This is a genomic window from Lysinibacillus sp. JNUCC-52, from assembly GCF_015999545.1.
Classification (GTDB): domain Bacteria; phylum Bacillota; class Bacilli; order Bacillales_A; family Planococcaceae; genus Lysinibacillus.
Genome location: NZ_CP065546.1, coordinates 159,873 through 174,494, shown reverse-complemented (window position 1 = coordinate 174,494; position 14,622 = coordinate 159,873). Strand labels below are relative to the sequence as shown.

Here is a 14,622-nt window from a genome sequence, read left to right as displayed (position 1 = left end):
GCATTAAAGGGGGTTTACAATGCTCTCAAGTCAATTAAAAGCCCTAAGAATACAGCAACGTAAGACCCAACAGGAAATGGCTGACTTACTAGGGATCACTAGACAAGGCTATGCAAAGTATGAAAATAATTTAGGTGAACCTGACAATTCAACGCTTACTAAGTTAGCCGATTATTTTGAAGTCAGTACAGACTATCTTTTAGGACGCACTGATACACCCTCACTAGCCCCGCAGGAGAAGGATGATGCGGAGTTTCAAGCATTGATTAATGATCCTGAGCTTGATATTTGGTACAAGGAGTTACCAAAATCAGACGAGGAAGAGTTGCGTAAGTTACGTTCTATTTGGGAAATGATTAAAGCTGAAAAAAATAAATAGGCATACCAGTTAACTGGCTGCCTATTTAATACTACTACTTTAAGGAGAGATTATTATGACTAAACCAAAAAATACAGGAACTCCCCCACGTAAGATTAATAATGATACTAGAAGTACCACACAACCTAGTCGCCCACCGAGTTCTACTCAAGTACCTATCAAAAAAAATTAGGAATAAAAAACAAATACTTTCAATTTGTTTTCAACATCTATAATTATCTCGGCACTTTCATTATCATGGTTTTCAAATTTTTCCAACACTTCATAAATAGTGTAAGTTTCTTTAATATGACCTGTAGTATTAGTTATTGAGATATTTAATTTTTCGCTAGCTCCAGAAAGACGGTGAGCAAAACCGCTTTCGATAAATTTATTATCAAAGTCAAAGATAAATATAAATGGATACTTCTTATCTTTTCGAAATAACACACTCTCATAAACTGTCTTTGTTGATTTATTTGCTATATGATTGTTTTTTTGAAAATTATCAATATATTTATTACCCATTTTCATAACTAGTGGATATATATATAAAGTTAAAATAAAACTTACAACAACTGCTATAAGAAAAAGAAATAAATAACTTTCTATATCAAGGTTTTTTGAAAATTTTTTACCAGTCAAATAATAAAATACAACTATTGAAACTCCTATATTTATGAGAGAAAAAATTGATAATACTATAATTTTCTCATCTTTTTCATCTTTCGTATAATTAAGGATTCCAAGTCTATTTAAATAAATGTACGATAAAAAACCTGGGATACCAGTAGCAACAATAGTACTGAGTATATTCATTAGAATTACCTCACTCTCAATTTACTTCTCATAATAAGTGTAACTAAATTGGATTTAAATAGCTACGTTAATGGGCATACCAATCAGTTGGTTGCCTATTTTTCTATCTACATCTAACCTAGAAAGGAAGAAGAACAATATTAAATTTTATCACAGAACACTATAAGGCAATCTTCGCAATCTTACCATTAACTATCCTCATTCCAATTGTTAAAGTCATTTATAATAGTTTTGCAGTTGATAATTTTGACATGCTCTTTTTCAATAGTGAGAAAAAAACATTAGTAACAATGATCAGATCACTTTTTACAACTTTAATTATTATATTTGTATTTTCTTGTCTATTTTTTATTGTTGCCTTACTAATTAATCTAAATGAATGGGTTACAACTATTTTTATATTATTGTATGCGTTACTATTAGTTATAGCTATTGTTTGGTGGAGCATTAGGAATATAGTGGCTTTTATAATTTACTTTTGTAAGGAATTTAAAAGAAATCTTAGTATACCAAGTGAATTTTTAAGAATTCGCTCAAATTTTTCTCAAAATAGAAAGCATAAAAAGTATATTCAAATATTGAAATTTTTAGTTACTTTTTCTTCTGGGATATTTGCAAATATAATATTTTTAATTTCTATTGAAACTGATAAAAATACAAATTCAATTCAACATTGGGTACTATATCCATCACTTGCTCTCTTGTTATCTATGTTATTAATTCTTTTTTTAAAAGAGGATTCTAAATCATATTCAACTCATTTTAAATATGTTGGTTCCTATAGAAATTATGCTCCTTGTGATCTTTATTTAGAGAGAATCGTTGATAATTCTACACATATTTTATCCGATAAAAACAATGAATATAGAGCTATAAAATATTTAAATAATGAAGATTTTAGTTTTGTTATTAGACTTTATAAGCTAGAAAAAAGAGAAATATCACCCCTTTCAAATAACGCAGAGGAAAATAACGGAAGTTATGTAGCAGAAGAGAATAATTAACTCACAGTAAAATTGACTGAAAATAAAAAGAATGTAGCTTGTGCAATCGCTACATTCTTTTTATTTATTCTCCCCCCCAACCGCCTCTCTATTTCAGCAGTTGGAAAATATGGACCGACACTATCATCTTTCTGTTCTGAACGATTCATGCTTACTGCTCCAATTCCAACATAATCAACAGTTCTTCCCAGCCTTTATGTAATAACAACTCATTTCCCATACTTGAATATACAATTTCTGCAGATGATGCAGCAGGTAAGCCCTCTACCGCTTGAACTTCAATTGTAGCTGTAATTTCTCCATCATTTAATGCTACTTCTAATAATTTATTATCTTCCACTTATGAATGATATTCAATGATTGCTTTGATTTGATCTACATTAATGACTCCACCCTTTTCATGTACTGGCTCATCGCCAAATAAATCAAAATCAGATTCTTTCTCAGACTCCTGCGTATTCAATTAATATATTCTACATTTCGTAGCTTTTTAATAAATATTCTTCATTACGAAGAAAATGTTTAATTCTACATTTTGAAGCGTTATAATTCCTTATAAGGAAGGAGTTATAAACATGGAATTCAACACTCGTTTAACTTCTTTAAGGAAAGAAAGAAAACTTTTACAAGCTGATGTAGCAAACAAGGTTGGTATTGCTCGTGCTACATATGGAGCTTATGAACAGGGAAGTAGACAACCTGACTTTGAAACATTAGAGAAACTCGCTGACTTCTTTGGAGTATCACTTGACTATCTTCTTGGACGTACAAACATCTCTGCACTAACACCACAAGAAAAAGACGAAGCTGCTTTTCAAGCTTTTGCTAATGACCCAGAACTTAATGTATTTTATAAGGAGCTTCCTGAATCAGATGAAGAAGCTGTACGTAAGCTTCGTAATATTTGGGAAATCATAAAAAACGAAAAAAAATAGGACATGCTATTAAAGCATGTCCTTAAAACCAATTATCAATTGTTAAATTCATGATTTTTTGTATTAATTTTATATTTTTCTATGAAAGATTAACCCTTTTCTTAAAAAACTTTTGAATTATAAAAAAAACTAATTTATACTCCTTTATGGATATTTTGACCGAAATCTAATATTGAACAACAAATTATTCTAAACAAAAATTATTTTCTAGCAAGATTGGTAGCTATATTTTACTCAGGAAAGGATTGATAGATATGAATTTAGATAATTTAGCTTCTGTTTTCACAATTATAGGAGGAATCGCCGGCGTTTTTGGTGCTGTTATCGGTGGAATAGCTTTAGTTCAAAGTTCAAAAGCTAAAACTACTGCTAACGAGGCTCTGTATAAAATTACAAAAATGGAGAATAACGGGGATGGAAACACAACTGTTAGAAACCAAAAAGTTGGAAAAGGTAGTCGTGTCATAAACGGCAACAATGGTTCAATGTGAGGACGATTTGTAATGGTTAATGTAAATTCAAATAATACTACTATAACTAATCAAACGATTGGAAATAAAAGTGCAGTCATAAACGGTGATGACGGAACAATTAATCAAACTATACAAAATATTACTTTAAAAACTATTACCCCAAGCGAAATATATAAAGTATGTGAAATTTTAGATGGTAATTTAGTAGAGACTAATGATCTTTCCTATGCTATAAACCCAGACTGGTTATGTAAAATGGAGTTTAACACCTTACAGATTTATAAAAAAATATTTATGGAATATAGTATTTTTTATGAATCTGTAGCAAAGGTATTTAGTTCTTCAACCATAAATGGCCCTAGTCTTTTAAGAAGGATTAATACTATTTATAATGATGTTTTATTAATTAACGCTAACGTAGAAAGTGATAAAATTGTTCATTCTATCATTTCTAAGTTACGAGACATTGTTAATAATAGCTATCAGAATACTACTCTAACCCATGAACACATTGAAGATGTCTTAATAAGCGTAGTCTTTTTTGCATTTACTAGATGTAAAATATTAAATATACCTCCTAAGGAATTCTGTCAATAGGAATTAAAAGAAAGGAACACTATTTGAATGCTTTTATTAAATGATTTAAAAAATCCCCAAGATACAATAATGTATTGTGCTGCATGCATCCTCTTTATTTTAATAAATGAAGATAAAAGTAAGGATATAGATATTCTTTTTGATGAAATCAAGGTGAAATTCAACAAAAATATGGCTTATTCAGATTTCATATTAGCATTAGATTTTTTGTATTTATTGGAAAAAATTACTCTTGATAGTAAGGAGAAAATATGTTTATTAGAAAATTAATCCTTCAAGAAACTAAACCTAAAATAAAAATTATTAGAAGTATTCCATTTAAATTAGGTATTAATCTTATTGTTGACGATAGTAAACACTCTGGAAATAACGTTGGGAAAACAACTACATTAAAAATCATCGATATTTGTTTGGGGGAAAAAGACAAAAGCTCTATTTACACCGATCAAGAAACTAATTTAATTAATAAACCATTAAAAGACTATATACATAATCATAAAATTGAAGCCATTCTAGAACTATCTATTGATAAAGATAATTTAAATAATCCTAATCAAGAAGCAGATATTACATTGTCTGTTGAATTATTTAGCTATGGAAGAAGAAAGATCAATAATCAGCTAAAAAATATAGAAGATAATTATTTCCCAGAATTAAATAAATTAATTTTTAATTACTCCGATTCAGTTCCTGATTATATAGACTTAATAAAAAAATTCGTTAGAGTTGAAATGGAAGCTGGTGCATATAATCTCTTACGTTTCTCATCTAATAAAATGCATTCCAATCTTTCCTATCGGATAATCTATAATTTTTTATTTAATTTAATAGATGAGGAGGAAAATAAGAAAATAGCTAATAATCGTTCAGTTTCAAAAAAATATGAAAATGATATAGTTACTTTCAATAAATTTCTAGAGAAAAAAGATATATTTAATTTAGAAGAGACTATTAAAAACCAAATTGATTTTATTCAATCCCTATCAAATCAAATTAAAATTAATTCATCCGACGATAATTTTATTTATAAAATTGAAGAGTTAAGAAAATTGCAAACTGAAATAGAATTATTGAATCAAAAAATTGGAGCGTTCAACTTTCAAATAAAAATGCTTGAACAAAACCTCGATTATACTTTTCAAAGTGATAAAGATATTGATACTGAAGTTTTACAAGTTTTATATAATGAAACAAATAAATTAAAGCTTAATGTAGAAAAAACATTTAGTGATTTAATACAATTTAACAATTCTTTAGTTAAAAATAAAATAAAATATTATAATCATGTATTAGATGTTAAGTCAAAAGAACTTGAAGAATTACATATATTGAAAAAAGGATTAAATGCAGCTTATATAGACATTTCATCTAACATTAAAAATTTTGACTTTGATAAAAGTAATACACTTTATGAAGAATTAACTCATGAACAAGCAAAACTATTAGAGTTACAATCTTTTCAATCTGAAATTAATGTTTTAAATACCGCTAAAAGTAAAGCTCAAGATGAATATACGAGTTTTATGGTAGCATTAAATCTTTCTCCTTTTGATGCATACGATAATCTAGATCTATTTAATGAGTATTTTGCAAAAAACTCAAAAAAAATCCTAGGTATCACATATAAATTAGGGTATGATTCTGATATAAATAACTTTCCTTTATATTTGTTAGCATCTGATGAAAGTATTAGTATCGGAACAAAAAAGGGTCTTATTAGTGCTTTCGATTTATCATATATTCAATTTGCAAAGAAAATAAATAAACTGATACCGCACTTCATAGTTTATGACGTAATCGAAACTATTGAAAGTGATATTCTTACTAAAATATTCAATCTTGTAAAAACAATAGACTGTCAATATATAGTAGCTGTACTTAATGAAAAAATTAAAGATATGGATGTAATATCTGACAAAGATAAAATTCTTATTCTCTCTAAAGATAATAAATTATTTATGAAGTGAAGTAAGATTAGTTTGAATGTTCTCCATAAGCTCCATGTATACTTTTATTTGCTAAACCCCTCTTCCCTAAAAGCGGGGTTTTATTGTAGACTGAAACAGAACATTAGTTCTATTTAGGAGGTGTTTATTTTGAAATACTCTACACACACAGAGGATTTTATTAAGGAACTATACGTTCGTATTGGTACATTAACTCCTAAGAGTCTTAAATTCCAAACGATTTCCAAACGACTTGGAATTCATGTGTTTTACTGGCCAGATACTAGCCAGAGCCTCTTTTCAAAAAATATTTCTTTCATAATCTTAAATGAAAAATTAACAAAACAACAACAATGGCAAGATTTCTGCCACGAACTAGGCCATGTTCTCTTACATACTGGCAATCAACAACGCATGTATCCCCTATTCCGTGAATACCAAGAATATAAAGCAAACAACTTTATGTACCATGCCTGTGTCCCCTCTTTTATGTTGGATGAACTGGATCCTAGTGATCTTACTGTCGAAAATGTACAACGGCTATTTAATGTAGAATATGATTTTGCATTCAAACGATTGGAACAGTATCGCAGTAAAAAGTTACATATGCTGAATTGGAATAGTGAGACAGATAACTTTATTTTATAGTTAAAACAGAATGGTATATGCATTCAAAACTAATGATATGAAGGTGAACGATTTTGAGTTTAGGTGAGTTATTAAAGGAACTACGTGGTGATGAATCTTTACGTGATGCAGCAAAACGTATGGATATTACGTTTTCTTACTTGGCTATGCTTGAAAGAGGAACGGATCGTCGTACTGGCAATGCGATAAAACCTACGCCTGAAACATTGCAACGCATTGCCACAGCCTATCAATATGATTACATAAAGCTAATTGAGGTTGCAGGTTTGTACGATGACCCTTCTTATAATCCTGCATTAAAAGAACCTTTTCCTCACAATCCCTCATTACAGCAATGGTACAAGTCTCTCCCCCACTGTAATGAGAAAGACGTCGAAAAACTAAAAATAATTTGGGAAGTACTTTCATAAAGGTGGTGACAGCTAATGCATTTTGTTCAAATTAATAAGACAACTTGGCGGTGCACTGGTGAAGGCCCTCGTAACCCTGCCACTGGCAAACGCCGTCAAATTACACGACGTGGTAAAAGTAAAACAGAAGCACGCGAAAGAGTTGAAAAAGCTATAGCTGAATTAAACAAAGCATATTACTTCGATGCGAAGATAACGTTTGAAGAATTTAGCCAAGATTGGTTAAAGCTCTACCGTATGAAAGGCAACAAGGAAACGACAAATGAACACCGTACTTATTGCATCACCCTACTCAATCGATACTTGGCCAAAAAGAAAATGACTGCAATCACGTCTATCGAATTACAAGGTTTGCTCAATCATTTATTTGCGAATGGAACAGCCTATAATACGCTACGTGGCACTCATAATACAGCCAAAATGTTATTTGCCTATGCCAAAGAATCTGGGTTGATTGAGATGAATCCTGTGGAAGCTACTTTTGTACCGAAGAAAAAAATGACGCTAGAGGAAGCTAGCAGTGAGGACACAGCGAAACTTTATTTAGAAACCGATGAACTGAAGGAATTTTTAAGTTACGTAGACAAACATCGTAATATCATATATCGCACGCTGATCTACGCAATCGCTTTTACAGGAATGCGACCAGGCGAAGCTGTTGCGTTAAAATATGAGGATGTGGATTTGGAGAAGAAGGTCATACACATCAACAAAACAGTGTATGCAAAGAAAAGTTTACGAGGCGACTTCGAGCTCACGCCCCCAAAAACAGCAGGCAGCGTCCGCTCCGTCGATATTGATGATATTGTGGTGGAAAAATTGAAGCAACTTTACCAATGGCACGAGTATCGCGAATGGACTAAGTCCGACTTTGTTTTCGGCGATAAGGAGGGCATCCCCCCTACCGTCAAAATGCTAAACCAAACCGTCCGACGCATCGGCGCCCTCACCGAGATCAACAAACAATTCCGCACCTACCTCCTCCGCCATACACATATTAGTCTACTGGCAGAGGCTGGTGTGGATTTAAACTTTATTATGAATCGGGTTGGACATAAAAATTCTGATACAACTACTAAGATTTATTTGCATGTTACTTCAGGGATGCGGGTGGCTGCCGCGGAGAGGATGCATGATAAGTTTACGGAGTTACTAATGGATAAATAAAATGGAGTACTATAAACTAGTAACTCCATTAACCATTATTATTTTCAAAGACTCTTTCCCGTTTGGGTCATCTATAGGAAATATATGATTATTTATAGCTTCGCTTGAAACATTATTTCTATTCATTATGATACGGATTAGATTAGAAAAAAAATAAGAAAAAGCGAGTTGCTTTTTATTCATATCATAATAAGAGAATTCCTCTCCGTACCTTCGGCCGAATACGCTACTAGAAAAAGCAATATAATTTACGTTTTTATAGTCTTCAGCCTCCCAGATATATCTATCTCTCTGCTCTTTTTCTAAAAATAATCCATCTTTAGTATAAATATCATTCACAAGCGAATAATAAAATATTCCATTAAAGAAGTAATCATTAGTTACTTCATTATCAATATAAAAGTTATTTTCTTTTAAAAATGTTTTCAGAGGTTTTGTTATTAACTCTCCATTTATATTTGCGTTCTCAAGTTCTTTCTTAAAATTAAAACTACGATGGGTTGTTTTCACTTCAATTATTCCATAAACAGCCTCTGGAACGACTACTACAAGATCATCCGAATTAAATAAAGTGGGTATTCTTGGATCATATATAATAATATCTATTTGTTTACTACTAGAGTTATTCTCGTTCAAAATAAAACCAGTTCCAACAGCACTTGGTTGAGGTAAGATTTCTTTTAAATAGCTTCTTATAAGTGATTCCCTGTAACTACCTTCTGGACCAAATTGAATATTTGGAGGTGTATTTTCTAAGACACTCTCTATAAAATCATAAATCTCCTTTTCACTTTCTAATGCATTATCGAGGGGTTTATTCAATTTTGTAAGTATTTCAGTTAATTTTCTTCGCAAGAGAGCTGACAATTTTTTATCTGGAGCTTTATTTTTTATCTTTTTTTTAATTTCAAATAATTCTTGAAATGGTGAATCGTATTTAAAATCCAAAAAATAGTTTAGACGATCCTTCTTTGCATGAAATTCTTTGGCAATAGATCTGTAAAATAGTTCTTTTCTATTTCTCAAAATAACCCCAACCTTACTGTAATTAATAATTTTAATAAGTTCTTGGTAAGTGAAATTCTTTATGAGTAATTTCTGATGAGATTAGATCCAAAAATTGATACGCAGCATTTTCAATCAACTCTCTTAATAACCAACTTGTTTCGTTCTTTTTAGAATCAAGTAGATTCTTTAATTTTAATGGATTATACCTAGAAAACTCACTAAGTCTATGGAAGATACCTAGTAATATTACTAACGGATTTAATTCTAAATTTTTAATATTATCACAGTCTGTTGCTTTCATTAAATACCACCTTGGTTTCACTCCAGCAATATATTGATGTTTCTGCCTAATATCAAGAATAAAACTTTTAATATCATTAAAATTATTGCTATAAGATTGATCAGATTTAATCATATAATGGTTTCCTTGTTCAGAAACATAGGTAGTTAGATCAATAATATTCCCTAAAGTTTGTAACTTATATTTAGTGTCAATTTTAAAATAATAAAGAAACTTATTTTCTTCTGGATGAGTTCCAAAACATTGAGATTCTAAAGGTATAAATAGTTGACCATCAATATTAATACCTTTGCAAATAGAATATGCCCTATGTACAAAAACTAAATTACTTATTAAATCGTCTAAACTAAAAATCTCCTTACTCTTTATATTGTTATTAAAAAAATTCCCCAAATTTGCAAATACTCCATTATTACTCTGAATATACAATTCATTTAACTCAATAAAATTATAATCAATCTGTTTGTCTTGTATACTATTTAAATCTGAATTCTCATTGAAATAAATTATTCTATGTTCAGAAGTCCTTACTAAAAATTTTTGTTTATCAACATTTCTTAAGTCTAACCCGGTTACACCGTGATAAACATTTTTACTATTCCTATCTTTATAAAGTACTCCGTTATATACTAGTAATGCTTTAGCAGCATTTAACATAAAATAATAAATACTCAATGGCTTTACGTGTACATCCATATTAATAGTTCCTTTATAAAATTCAATCGCTTGATCCCAAAAAAAACTAGCTTCAGTCACATCTTCTTTATATCTCTCTTTTAATGCTGATAAATCTTCTTCTTCTAAATTTTTTTTTAATTCTACATCTAATTCTAGACTATGTTGTCTATTGTAATGTTCTTTAATATATGTAATTAAATTATTTTCACTTCTTAATTCGAGATCTCTTAATTTAGAAGAAAAAAAGCTTCTTACATATTCAGATGAATCTTTGGTAATTATTCTTTCCGATTCAATATCGGGATCAAAATAAGGTTTATTTAAAGGGAAATACTTATGATTTGTTAATTCTATATTTCTAATAAATAGATTATTAGGTATCATTTTAGTCACCACATATTCTAAAAAATTTAGTTAAATTTAGTTAAATTTACCTCAATTATATAGCAATTTTTTAATTATAGCAGTTAAATAATGAAAAAAACTATAATAAATGTTTACTTTCCGTGACTTTTTCCAAAAAACCAACCTCAAAAAATCCCTACAAACGCTGATATATCAAGACATAAAAAAAGCATGAACGCATACATTCGTCGTAAGCATTCATGCTTTTACCCTCTTTCATATGTAATCACAAAGCCCATTATAGCAAGGTTTCTTACGAATGTACAAAAACTTGTTTTCGCCCAAAATCACATGTTTTCGGGAGAAATGTAACTTTTTCGTGACTTTCGTGACTTTTTTTGTGTAACGAAGTCGGGTTGGTTGGGGGTTGTTTTACACCTGAAAAATGGATGTACTATACGTATTGGGGGATTTTCTAAGAGAGAACAGAATGGTACCATTTAAGCAATTTAGTGAAGCTAAAATAAAAGTGTATTATTTTACAAATTAGTTAAATGTTATAATTCATATAAGGACGAAAGATTTTTAGAAAAGAGGCAATTATGAATATAAATTTAAGAAAAATTATTTTAACAATCGTTTTTTTCTTTTTAATTTTATTTTCTTACACTTCTTATGATTATTTTAAGTATGATAGGTTTGAATGGGGTATGAACTTCTCAAAGACCTTCATGACTTTTTTCTTTATATTTTTGTATGAATGGGCTTCTACTGGTAAAAAACAAGAAAAAAAAGACCAAGAAAGCGATTGAGCACTATCGGTCTTTTTGTACTATTGTATCCGTAACTTTCCTTTTAACTACAAGTGAGTATTGATAGTTTATAGATTGCTCTTAACTCTACAAATTACTATTTATTCCTTCTCTGCTGAATAGTAATATAAAGACCGATTAAACGATCCGTTGTCAAAATGCCATTCTGCAAGTCATTCAAATGTGAAGCATTTATAATCCCCTCTTTCAAAGACTGTGCAATAAAGTTTTCTGTTTCAGTTCTCATTGCTGATGAACTAGGATTCCAATTTGTATTAGCCACCGTAACCTCCTCTTACTTGTCTTTCACAATTAATTAAAAAATCTTTCATTTTACTATTACTTTGCACGATAACTCGTCCTTCTAATCTGTACCCTCTAGGCATCTTCCAATTGCGTTTCACTTCAAAATGAGGTCGGTCAATGCTGCGTGCCCAATCACCGCCACACGTTAAACCTAAATTACTAACTATTGACCCTACTCGATCTGGGCCAATAAGCTTAGTGGAGGAGCCATGGCAATGTCCCAAGCTAGACATGAAGTATGATTACTCTTCAGTGTGGTTGGAATAGATAATGCCTGATTAATTAACTTTTCACGTGCAGCTTCTTTATGTGATTGCTGAAATCGCGCCTTTAACTTACGTAACTGTTTCGTTTCATACGTTACCAGAGGATGAAGCTTTGCAATTTCCTCTTCTAGTTTCTTTGGAAGAGTTTTCGTTTCATACGTTTTAATCGCTTCCGTTACATTCGTATCAGCAAATGATTGGAACCATGTCTCCCCCTCATCATTGTCGATTAGAAATGCTTGAACCGTTTCAAGTGTCATTTTAGCCCCTTATCCGTTTCGCCATTTCCTTGTAATGGATGGATTTCCTTCACCACAATCAGCGAATAGATAAAGGTAAAAAGGTTATTAAATTTAATAGAGTGTTTATAATCATTTCCACCTTGTCCAATTAAGTTACTTTGTTGAATCCCTAAACTGTTGGAAAGTATTTTTCCCAGTTTTTATAATGTCGTGCTAGAAGAAAGACAAATACGCTTAAGGTAATGAGTAAACGATTACTAACATGTATTTCACCACCTGTTAGGCATAATAAAAAGCCAATCAAAATGAATGGCTTGTTTACCTTTATAAAAGTTTTTTAATAATAGATGAACATTCTTGAACCCATAAGTTATAGAAAAACAGCAGTGCTTATACAACAATCCTGCCATAATATTGAATTATACTCAAATATATTTGGCTATTTCCGTTTTCTTCATGTCGCAGTGAGAGTAAATCTACCTTGTGGTGCTTTGATTTCAATATAATATTTTTCATTTCTTTTCAAGCCGTCTAATTTCACACTTGTTCCAGCAGGTACTTGAACTTCATCAATCACTATATTGTCATTATCATCTTTTACTCTTAATAATACGTTCTTTTCATTATTTGCATAATTAACGATTTCTTTTCTCCAAAAAATACTATCAAATATTATATAGTTTTGATCGTTAAACTTTACACCCTCCCACTCTTCCGCCGTATCATCTGTTACAGTTGCGATTCCCCATTCATCTGGGAAAAAGATGTCATTGACTGCCCCAACATCTTGTACGATCCATGCTCCTATTATTGTCATCATAAATGTGAACACAACAGCTAGAAGCACTTGAATACGTCGCTTTTTATTTATTCGTCTAAAAGGCTCTCTTTGCCTACAATCCAGAACTACAGTAGTTTTACAAAGAACTTCTCTGATGAACGAATTATTTAACAATACCTACACTGTCAAATGGATAAAATCTAACGTTGGCTTTCCCTAATACTTTTTCTAATGGTACTAATCCAACACTAGAATATCTACTATCAATACTATTTCTCCTGTTATCACCTAAAACAAATAAATAGCCTTCTGGTATTGTTGAATGATCTGTTAAAGACTGTAAAGTGAAATCTTTTGTTATTGTACCAGTGTCTAGTAGTTGTTTTTTATGCAAATCTAAATATGGTTCTTCAAAGGCTTCATTGTTTACATAAAGGGTTTCATTCTCATAAGCAATATGGTCTCCGGGTAATCCTATGACACGTTTAATATAAAGCTCATCATTAGGGGTTATGAATAAGATAACGTCAAACCTTTCAATACCAGAAATTTTCTTACCAATTTTATTTACTAGAACAAAGTCTCCATCTTCATATGTTGGCATCATTGAAGCACCACCTACTCTAGTTGGAGAAACAATAAATGACATCGTAGCGATAACAATAACACACGTTATTACTGTAGACTTAACCCAGTCTAATAATTCCTTTTTCTTAGATTTCTTCAAAACAAACAACCCCTTTAATTACCATTAAATCAATTATAAACCAATGAAGAAAAATAAACCTATTCGCCAACTTGAAGCAAGTACCTCTTTTCTTTCCCATCATACTCAACAATCAAAATATCTCTACTTTCTTTTGAAGAAAATATCTTTGCACCAACTGGTAATTTATTTGCAATCCCTTCAGATATTTCCCCTATTTGTTCATCTTTTATTAATTCTTCCTCTTCAATCCAATCTATACCCGTTTTATAAACTCTCCCATCAAATTCAAAGATGTCTGCATCTGGATTTAGTTTTAATACTTGTTCCTTACTTAACACTCCCCATTCATTCTGACCAGGACCTCCTGAACAGCCAATTAATATAAAAGGTATTAAGAATATTATAAGAACAGTAGATAGTAATCGCATATACAGCCTCCTTTATATAACGTATGTAAATATTCGGTAACCTGTTTCTTCTTGTTTCTTTATTCAACTAAACCTTGTCTTTAGTTGAAGTATAACCTTCCCAAAATGTTACCATGGTAAAATCCACATAAATCTGACTAGAACCGTTAATCCACAATCTGATCCTATAAAGAAAACGAGCGCTGATCCTTATTACAGAATCGCGCCAGATTGTTGAAGATTATTCCAACATTATTGCCAAAGAAAAAAGCACACCGTTGTTCAACAAGATTAAAAAGAGATTTAGTTACCAATTCTATTTATAACAACTTCCGGAGTACTATGTAAGTTTTTTTACTTCCATAAACATTTTTAAATTATATACAAAAACCATACTTTGACATTGTCTA

General features: G+C 30.7%; 22 protein-coding genes. 11 read left to right on the top strand and 11 right to left on the bottom strand.

From position 1 onward, the window contains the following. Positions 1 to 19 precede the first annotated feature (19 nt). A complete protein-coding gene (locus JNUCC52_RS01010) occupies positions 20 to 379 on the top strand; it encodes a helix-turn-helix domain-containing protein (protein WP_337981066.1) in 360 nt (119 codons plus the stop codon). 168 nt (positions 380 to 547) lie between these two features. On the opposite strand, the gene JNUCC52_RS01005 is transcribed toward JNUCC52_RS01010, so the two are convergent. Beyond that, complete coding sequence (locus tag JNUCC52_RS01005; RefSeq protein WP_337981065.1) at positions 548 to 1,177, bottom strand: hypothetical protein; 630 nt, start codon at positions 1,175 to 1,177, stop codon at positions 548 to 550. A 458-nt stretch (positions 1,178 to 1,635) separates the two neighbouring features. Between JNUCC52_RS01005 and JNUCC52_RS01000 the strand changes: the two genes are divergently transcribed. Further along, positions 1,636 to 2,181, top strand: a complete 546-nt coding sequence (locus tag JNUCC52_RS01000) for a hypothetical protein (RefSeq protein ID WP_337981064.1) — start codon at positions 1,636 to 1,638, stop codon at positions 2,179 to 2,181. Here the strand turns inward: JNUCC52_RS01000 and JNUCC52_RS00995 are convergent. The 3 genes from JNUCC52_RS00995 to JNUCC52_RS00985 are packed head-to-tail and all read right to left on the bottom strand — an operon-like array spanning position 2,178 to position 2,644. After that, positions 2,178 to 2,330: a hypothetical protein gene (locus JNUCC52_RS00995; protein WP_337981063.1), complete on the bottom strand. Its 153-nt coding sequence runs from the start codon at positions 2,328 to 2,330 to the stop codon at positions 2,178 to 2,180. The two genes, JNUCC52_RS01000 and JNUCC52_RS00995, sit on opposite strands and share 4 nt — an antisense overlap. Before the next feature lie 2 nt (positions 2,331 to 2,332). Next, positions 2,333 to 2,521 carry a hypothetical protein gene (locus JNUCC52_RS00990; RefSeq protein ID WP_337981062.1) on the bottom strand — a complete coding sequence of 63 codons (189 nt, stop codon included), beginning with the start codon at positions 2,519 to 2,521 and terminating at the stop codon, positions 2,333 to 2,335. Further along, entirely contained in the window at positions 2,522 to 2,644 is a 123-nt protein-coding gene (locus JNUCC52_RS00985; RefSeq protein WP_337981061.1) for a hypothetical protein, read from the bottom strand. A 112-nt stretch (positions 2,645 to 2,756) separates the two neighbouring features. On the opposite strand from JNUCC52_RS00985, the gene JNUCC52_RS00980 reads away from it, so the two are divergent. From JNUCC52_RS00980 to JNUCC52_RS00945, 8 genes are all read left to right on the top strand, one after another. Further along, positions 2,757 to 3,116, top strand: a complete 360-nt coding sequence (locus JNUCC52_RS00980) for a helix-turn-helix domain-containing protein (RefSeq protein WP_337981060.1) — start codon at positions 2,757 to 2,759, stop codon at positions 3,114 to 3,116. Between the two features lie 254 nt (positions 3,117 to 3,370). Then, positions 3,371 to 3,607: a hypothetical protein gene (locus JNUCC52_RS00975; protein ID WP_025219742.1), complete on the top strand. Its 237-nt coding sequence runs from the start codon at positions 3,371 to 3,373 to the stop codon at positions 3,605 to 3,607. 12 nt (positions 3,608 to 3,619) lie between these two features. Then, positions 3,620 to 4,186, top strand: coding sequence for a hypothetical protein (locus JNUCC52_RS00970; protein ID WP_025219743.1), 567 nt, complete (start codon positions 3,620 to 3,622; stop codon positions 4,184 to 4,186). Positions 4,187 to 4,213: 27 nt separating this feature from the next. Next, the gene (locus JNUCC52_RS00965) at positions 4,214 to 4,456 is read left to right on the top strand and encodes an ABC-three component system middle component 6 (RefSeq protein ID WP_337981059.1); all 243 of its coding nucleotides are present in this window, start codon (positions 4,214 to 4,216) and stop codon (positions 4,454 to 4,456) included. Continuing rightward, positions 4,438 to 6,153, top strand: a complete 1,716-nt coding sequence (locus tag JNUCC52_RS00960) for a rhoptry family protein (protein WP_337981058.1) — start codon at positions 4,438 to 4,440, stop codon at positions 6,151 to 6,153. Before JNUCC52_RS00965 ends, JNUCC52_RS00960 begins: the two co-directional genes overlap by 19 nt. A gap of 129 nt (positions 6,154 to 6,282) precedes the next feature. Further along, positions 6,283 to 6,780 (top strand): ImmA/IrrE family metallo-endopeptidase, encoded by a 498-nt coding sequence (locus JNUCC52_RS00955; RefSeq protein ID WP_337981057.1) that lies wholly within the window; start codon positions 6,283 to 6,285, stop codon positions 6,778 to 6,780. Positions 6,781 to 6,833: 53 nt separating this feature from the next. After that, on the top strand, positions 6,834 to 7,190 hold the full coding sequence (locus JNUCC52_RS00950; RefSeq protein WP_337981056.1) for a helix-turn-helix domain-containing protein: 357 nt from the start codon (positions 6,834 to 6,836) through the stop codon (positions 7,188 to 7,190). 15 nt (positions 7,191 to 7,205) lie between these two features. Continuing rightward, positions 7,206 to 8,357 carry a tyrosine-type recombinase/integrase gene (locus JNUCC52_RS00945; protein ID WP_337981055.1) on the top strand — a complete coding sequence of 384 codons (1,152 nt, stop codon included), beginning with the start codon at positions 7,206 to 7,208 and terminating at the stop codon, positions 8,355 to 8,357. A 9-nt stretch (positions 8,358 to 8,366) separates the two neighbouring features. Here the strand turns inward: JNUCC52_RS00945 and JNUCC52_RS00940 are convergent, their stop codons facing one another. Continuing rightward, complete coding sequence (locus JNUCC52_RS00940) at positions 8,367 to 9,383, bottom strand: DUF6602 domain-containing protein (RefSeq protein ID WP_337981054.1); 1,017 nt, start codon at positions 9,381 to 9,383, stop codon at positions 8,367 to 8,369. A gap of 31 nt (positions 9,384 to 9,414) precedes the next feature. After that, a complete protein-coding gene (locus JNUCC52_RS00935; RefSeq protein ID WP_337981053.1) occupies positions 9,415 to 10,728 on the bottom strand; it encodes a YaaC family protein in 1,314 nt (437 codons plus the stop codon). 563 nt (positions 10,729 to 11,291) lie between these two features. On the opposite strand from JNUCC52_RS00935, the gene JNUCC52_RS00930 reads away from it, so the two are divergent. Further along, complete coding sequence (locus JNUCC52_RS00930; RefSeq protein WP_337981052.1) at positions 11,292 to 11,501, top strand: hypothetical protein; 210 nt, start codon at positions 11,292 to 11,294, stop codon at positions 11,499 to 11,501. Between the two features lie 97 nt (positions 11,502 to 11,598). Here the strand turns inward: JNUCC52_RS00930 and JNUCC52_RS00925 are convergent, their stop codons facing one another. The 5 genes from JNUCC52_RS00925 to JNUCC52_RS00905 form a co-directional block, all read right to left on the bottom strand. Beyond that, entirely contained in the window at positions 11,599 to 11,784 is a 186-nt protein-coding gene (locus JNUCC52_RS00925; RefSeq protein ID WP_172771768.1) for a hypothetical protein, read from the bottom strand. A gap of 195 nt (positions 11,785 to 11,979) precedes the next feature. Continuing rightward, the gene (locus JNUCC52_RS00920; RefSeq protein ID WP_337981051.1) at positions 11,980 to 12,333 is read right to left on the bottom strand and encodes a capsid assembly scaffolding protein Gp46 family protein; all 354 of its coding nucleotides are present in this window, start codon (positions 12,331 to 12,333) and stop codon (positions 11,980 to 11,982) included. A gap of 436 nt (positions 12,334 to 12,769) precedes the next feature. Further along, entirely contained in the window at positions 12,770 to 13,135 is a 366-nt protein-coding gene (locus tag JNUCC52_RS00915; RefSeq protein ID WP_228134073.1) for a hypothetical protein, read from the bottom strand. A 124-nt stretch (positions 13,136 to 13,259) separates the two neighbouring features. After that, positions 13,260 to 13,823 carry a signal peptidase I gene (gene lepB / locus JNUCC52_RS00910; RefSeq protein WP_172771771.1) on the bottom strand — a complete coding sequence of 188 codons (564 nt, stop codon included), beginning with the start codon at positions 13,821 to 13,823 and terminating at the stop codon, positions 13,260 to 13,262. A 59-nt stretch (positions 13,824 to 13,882) separates the two neighbouring features. Continuing rightward, entirely contained in the window at positions 13,883 to 14,233 is a 351-nt protein-coding gene (locus JNUCC52_RS00905) for a hypothetical protein (protein ID WP_337981050.1), read from the bottom strand. Between the last annotated feature and the right edge of the window lie 389 nt (positions 14,234 to 14,622).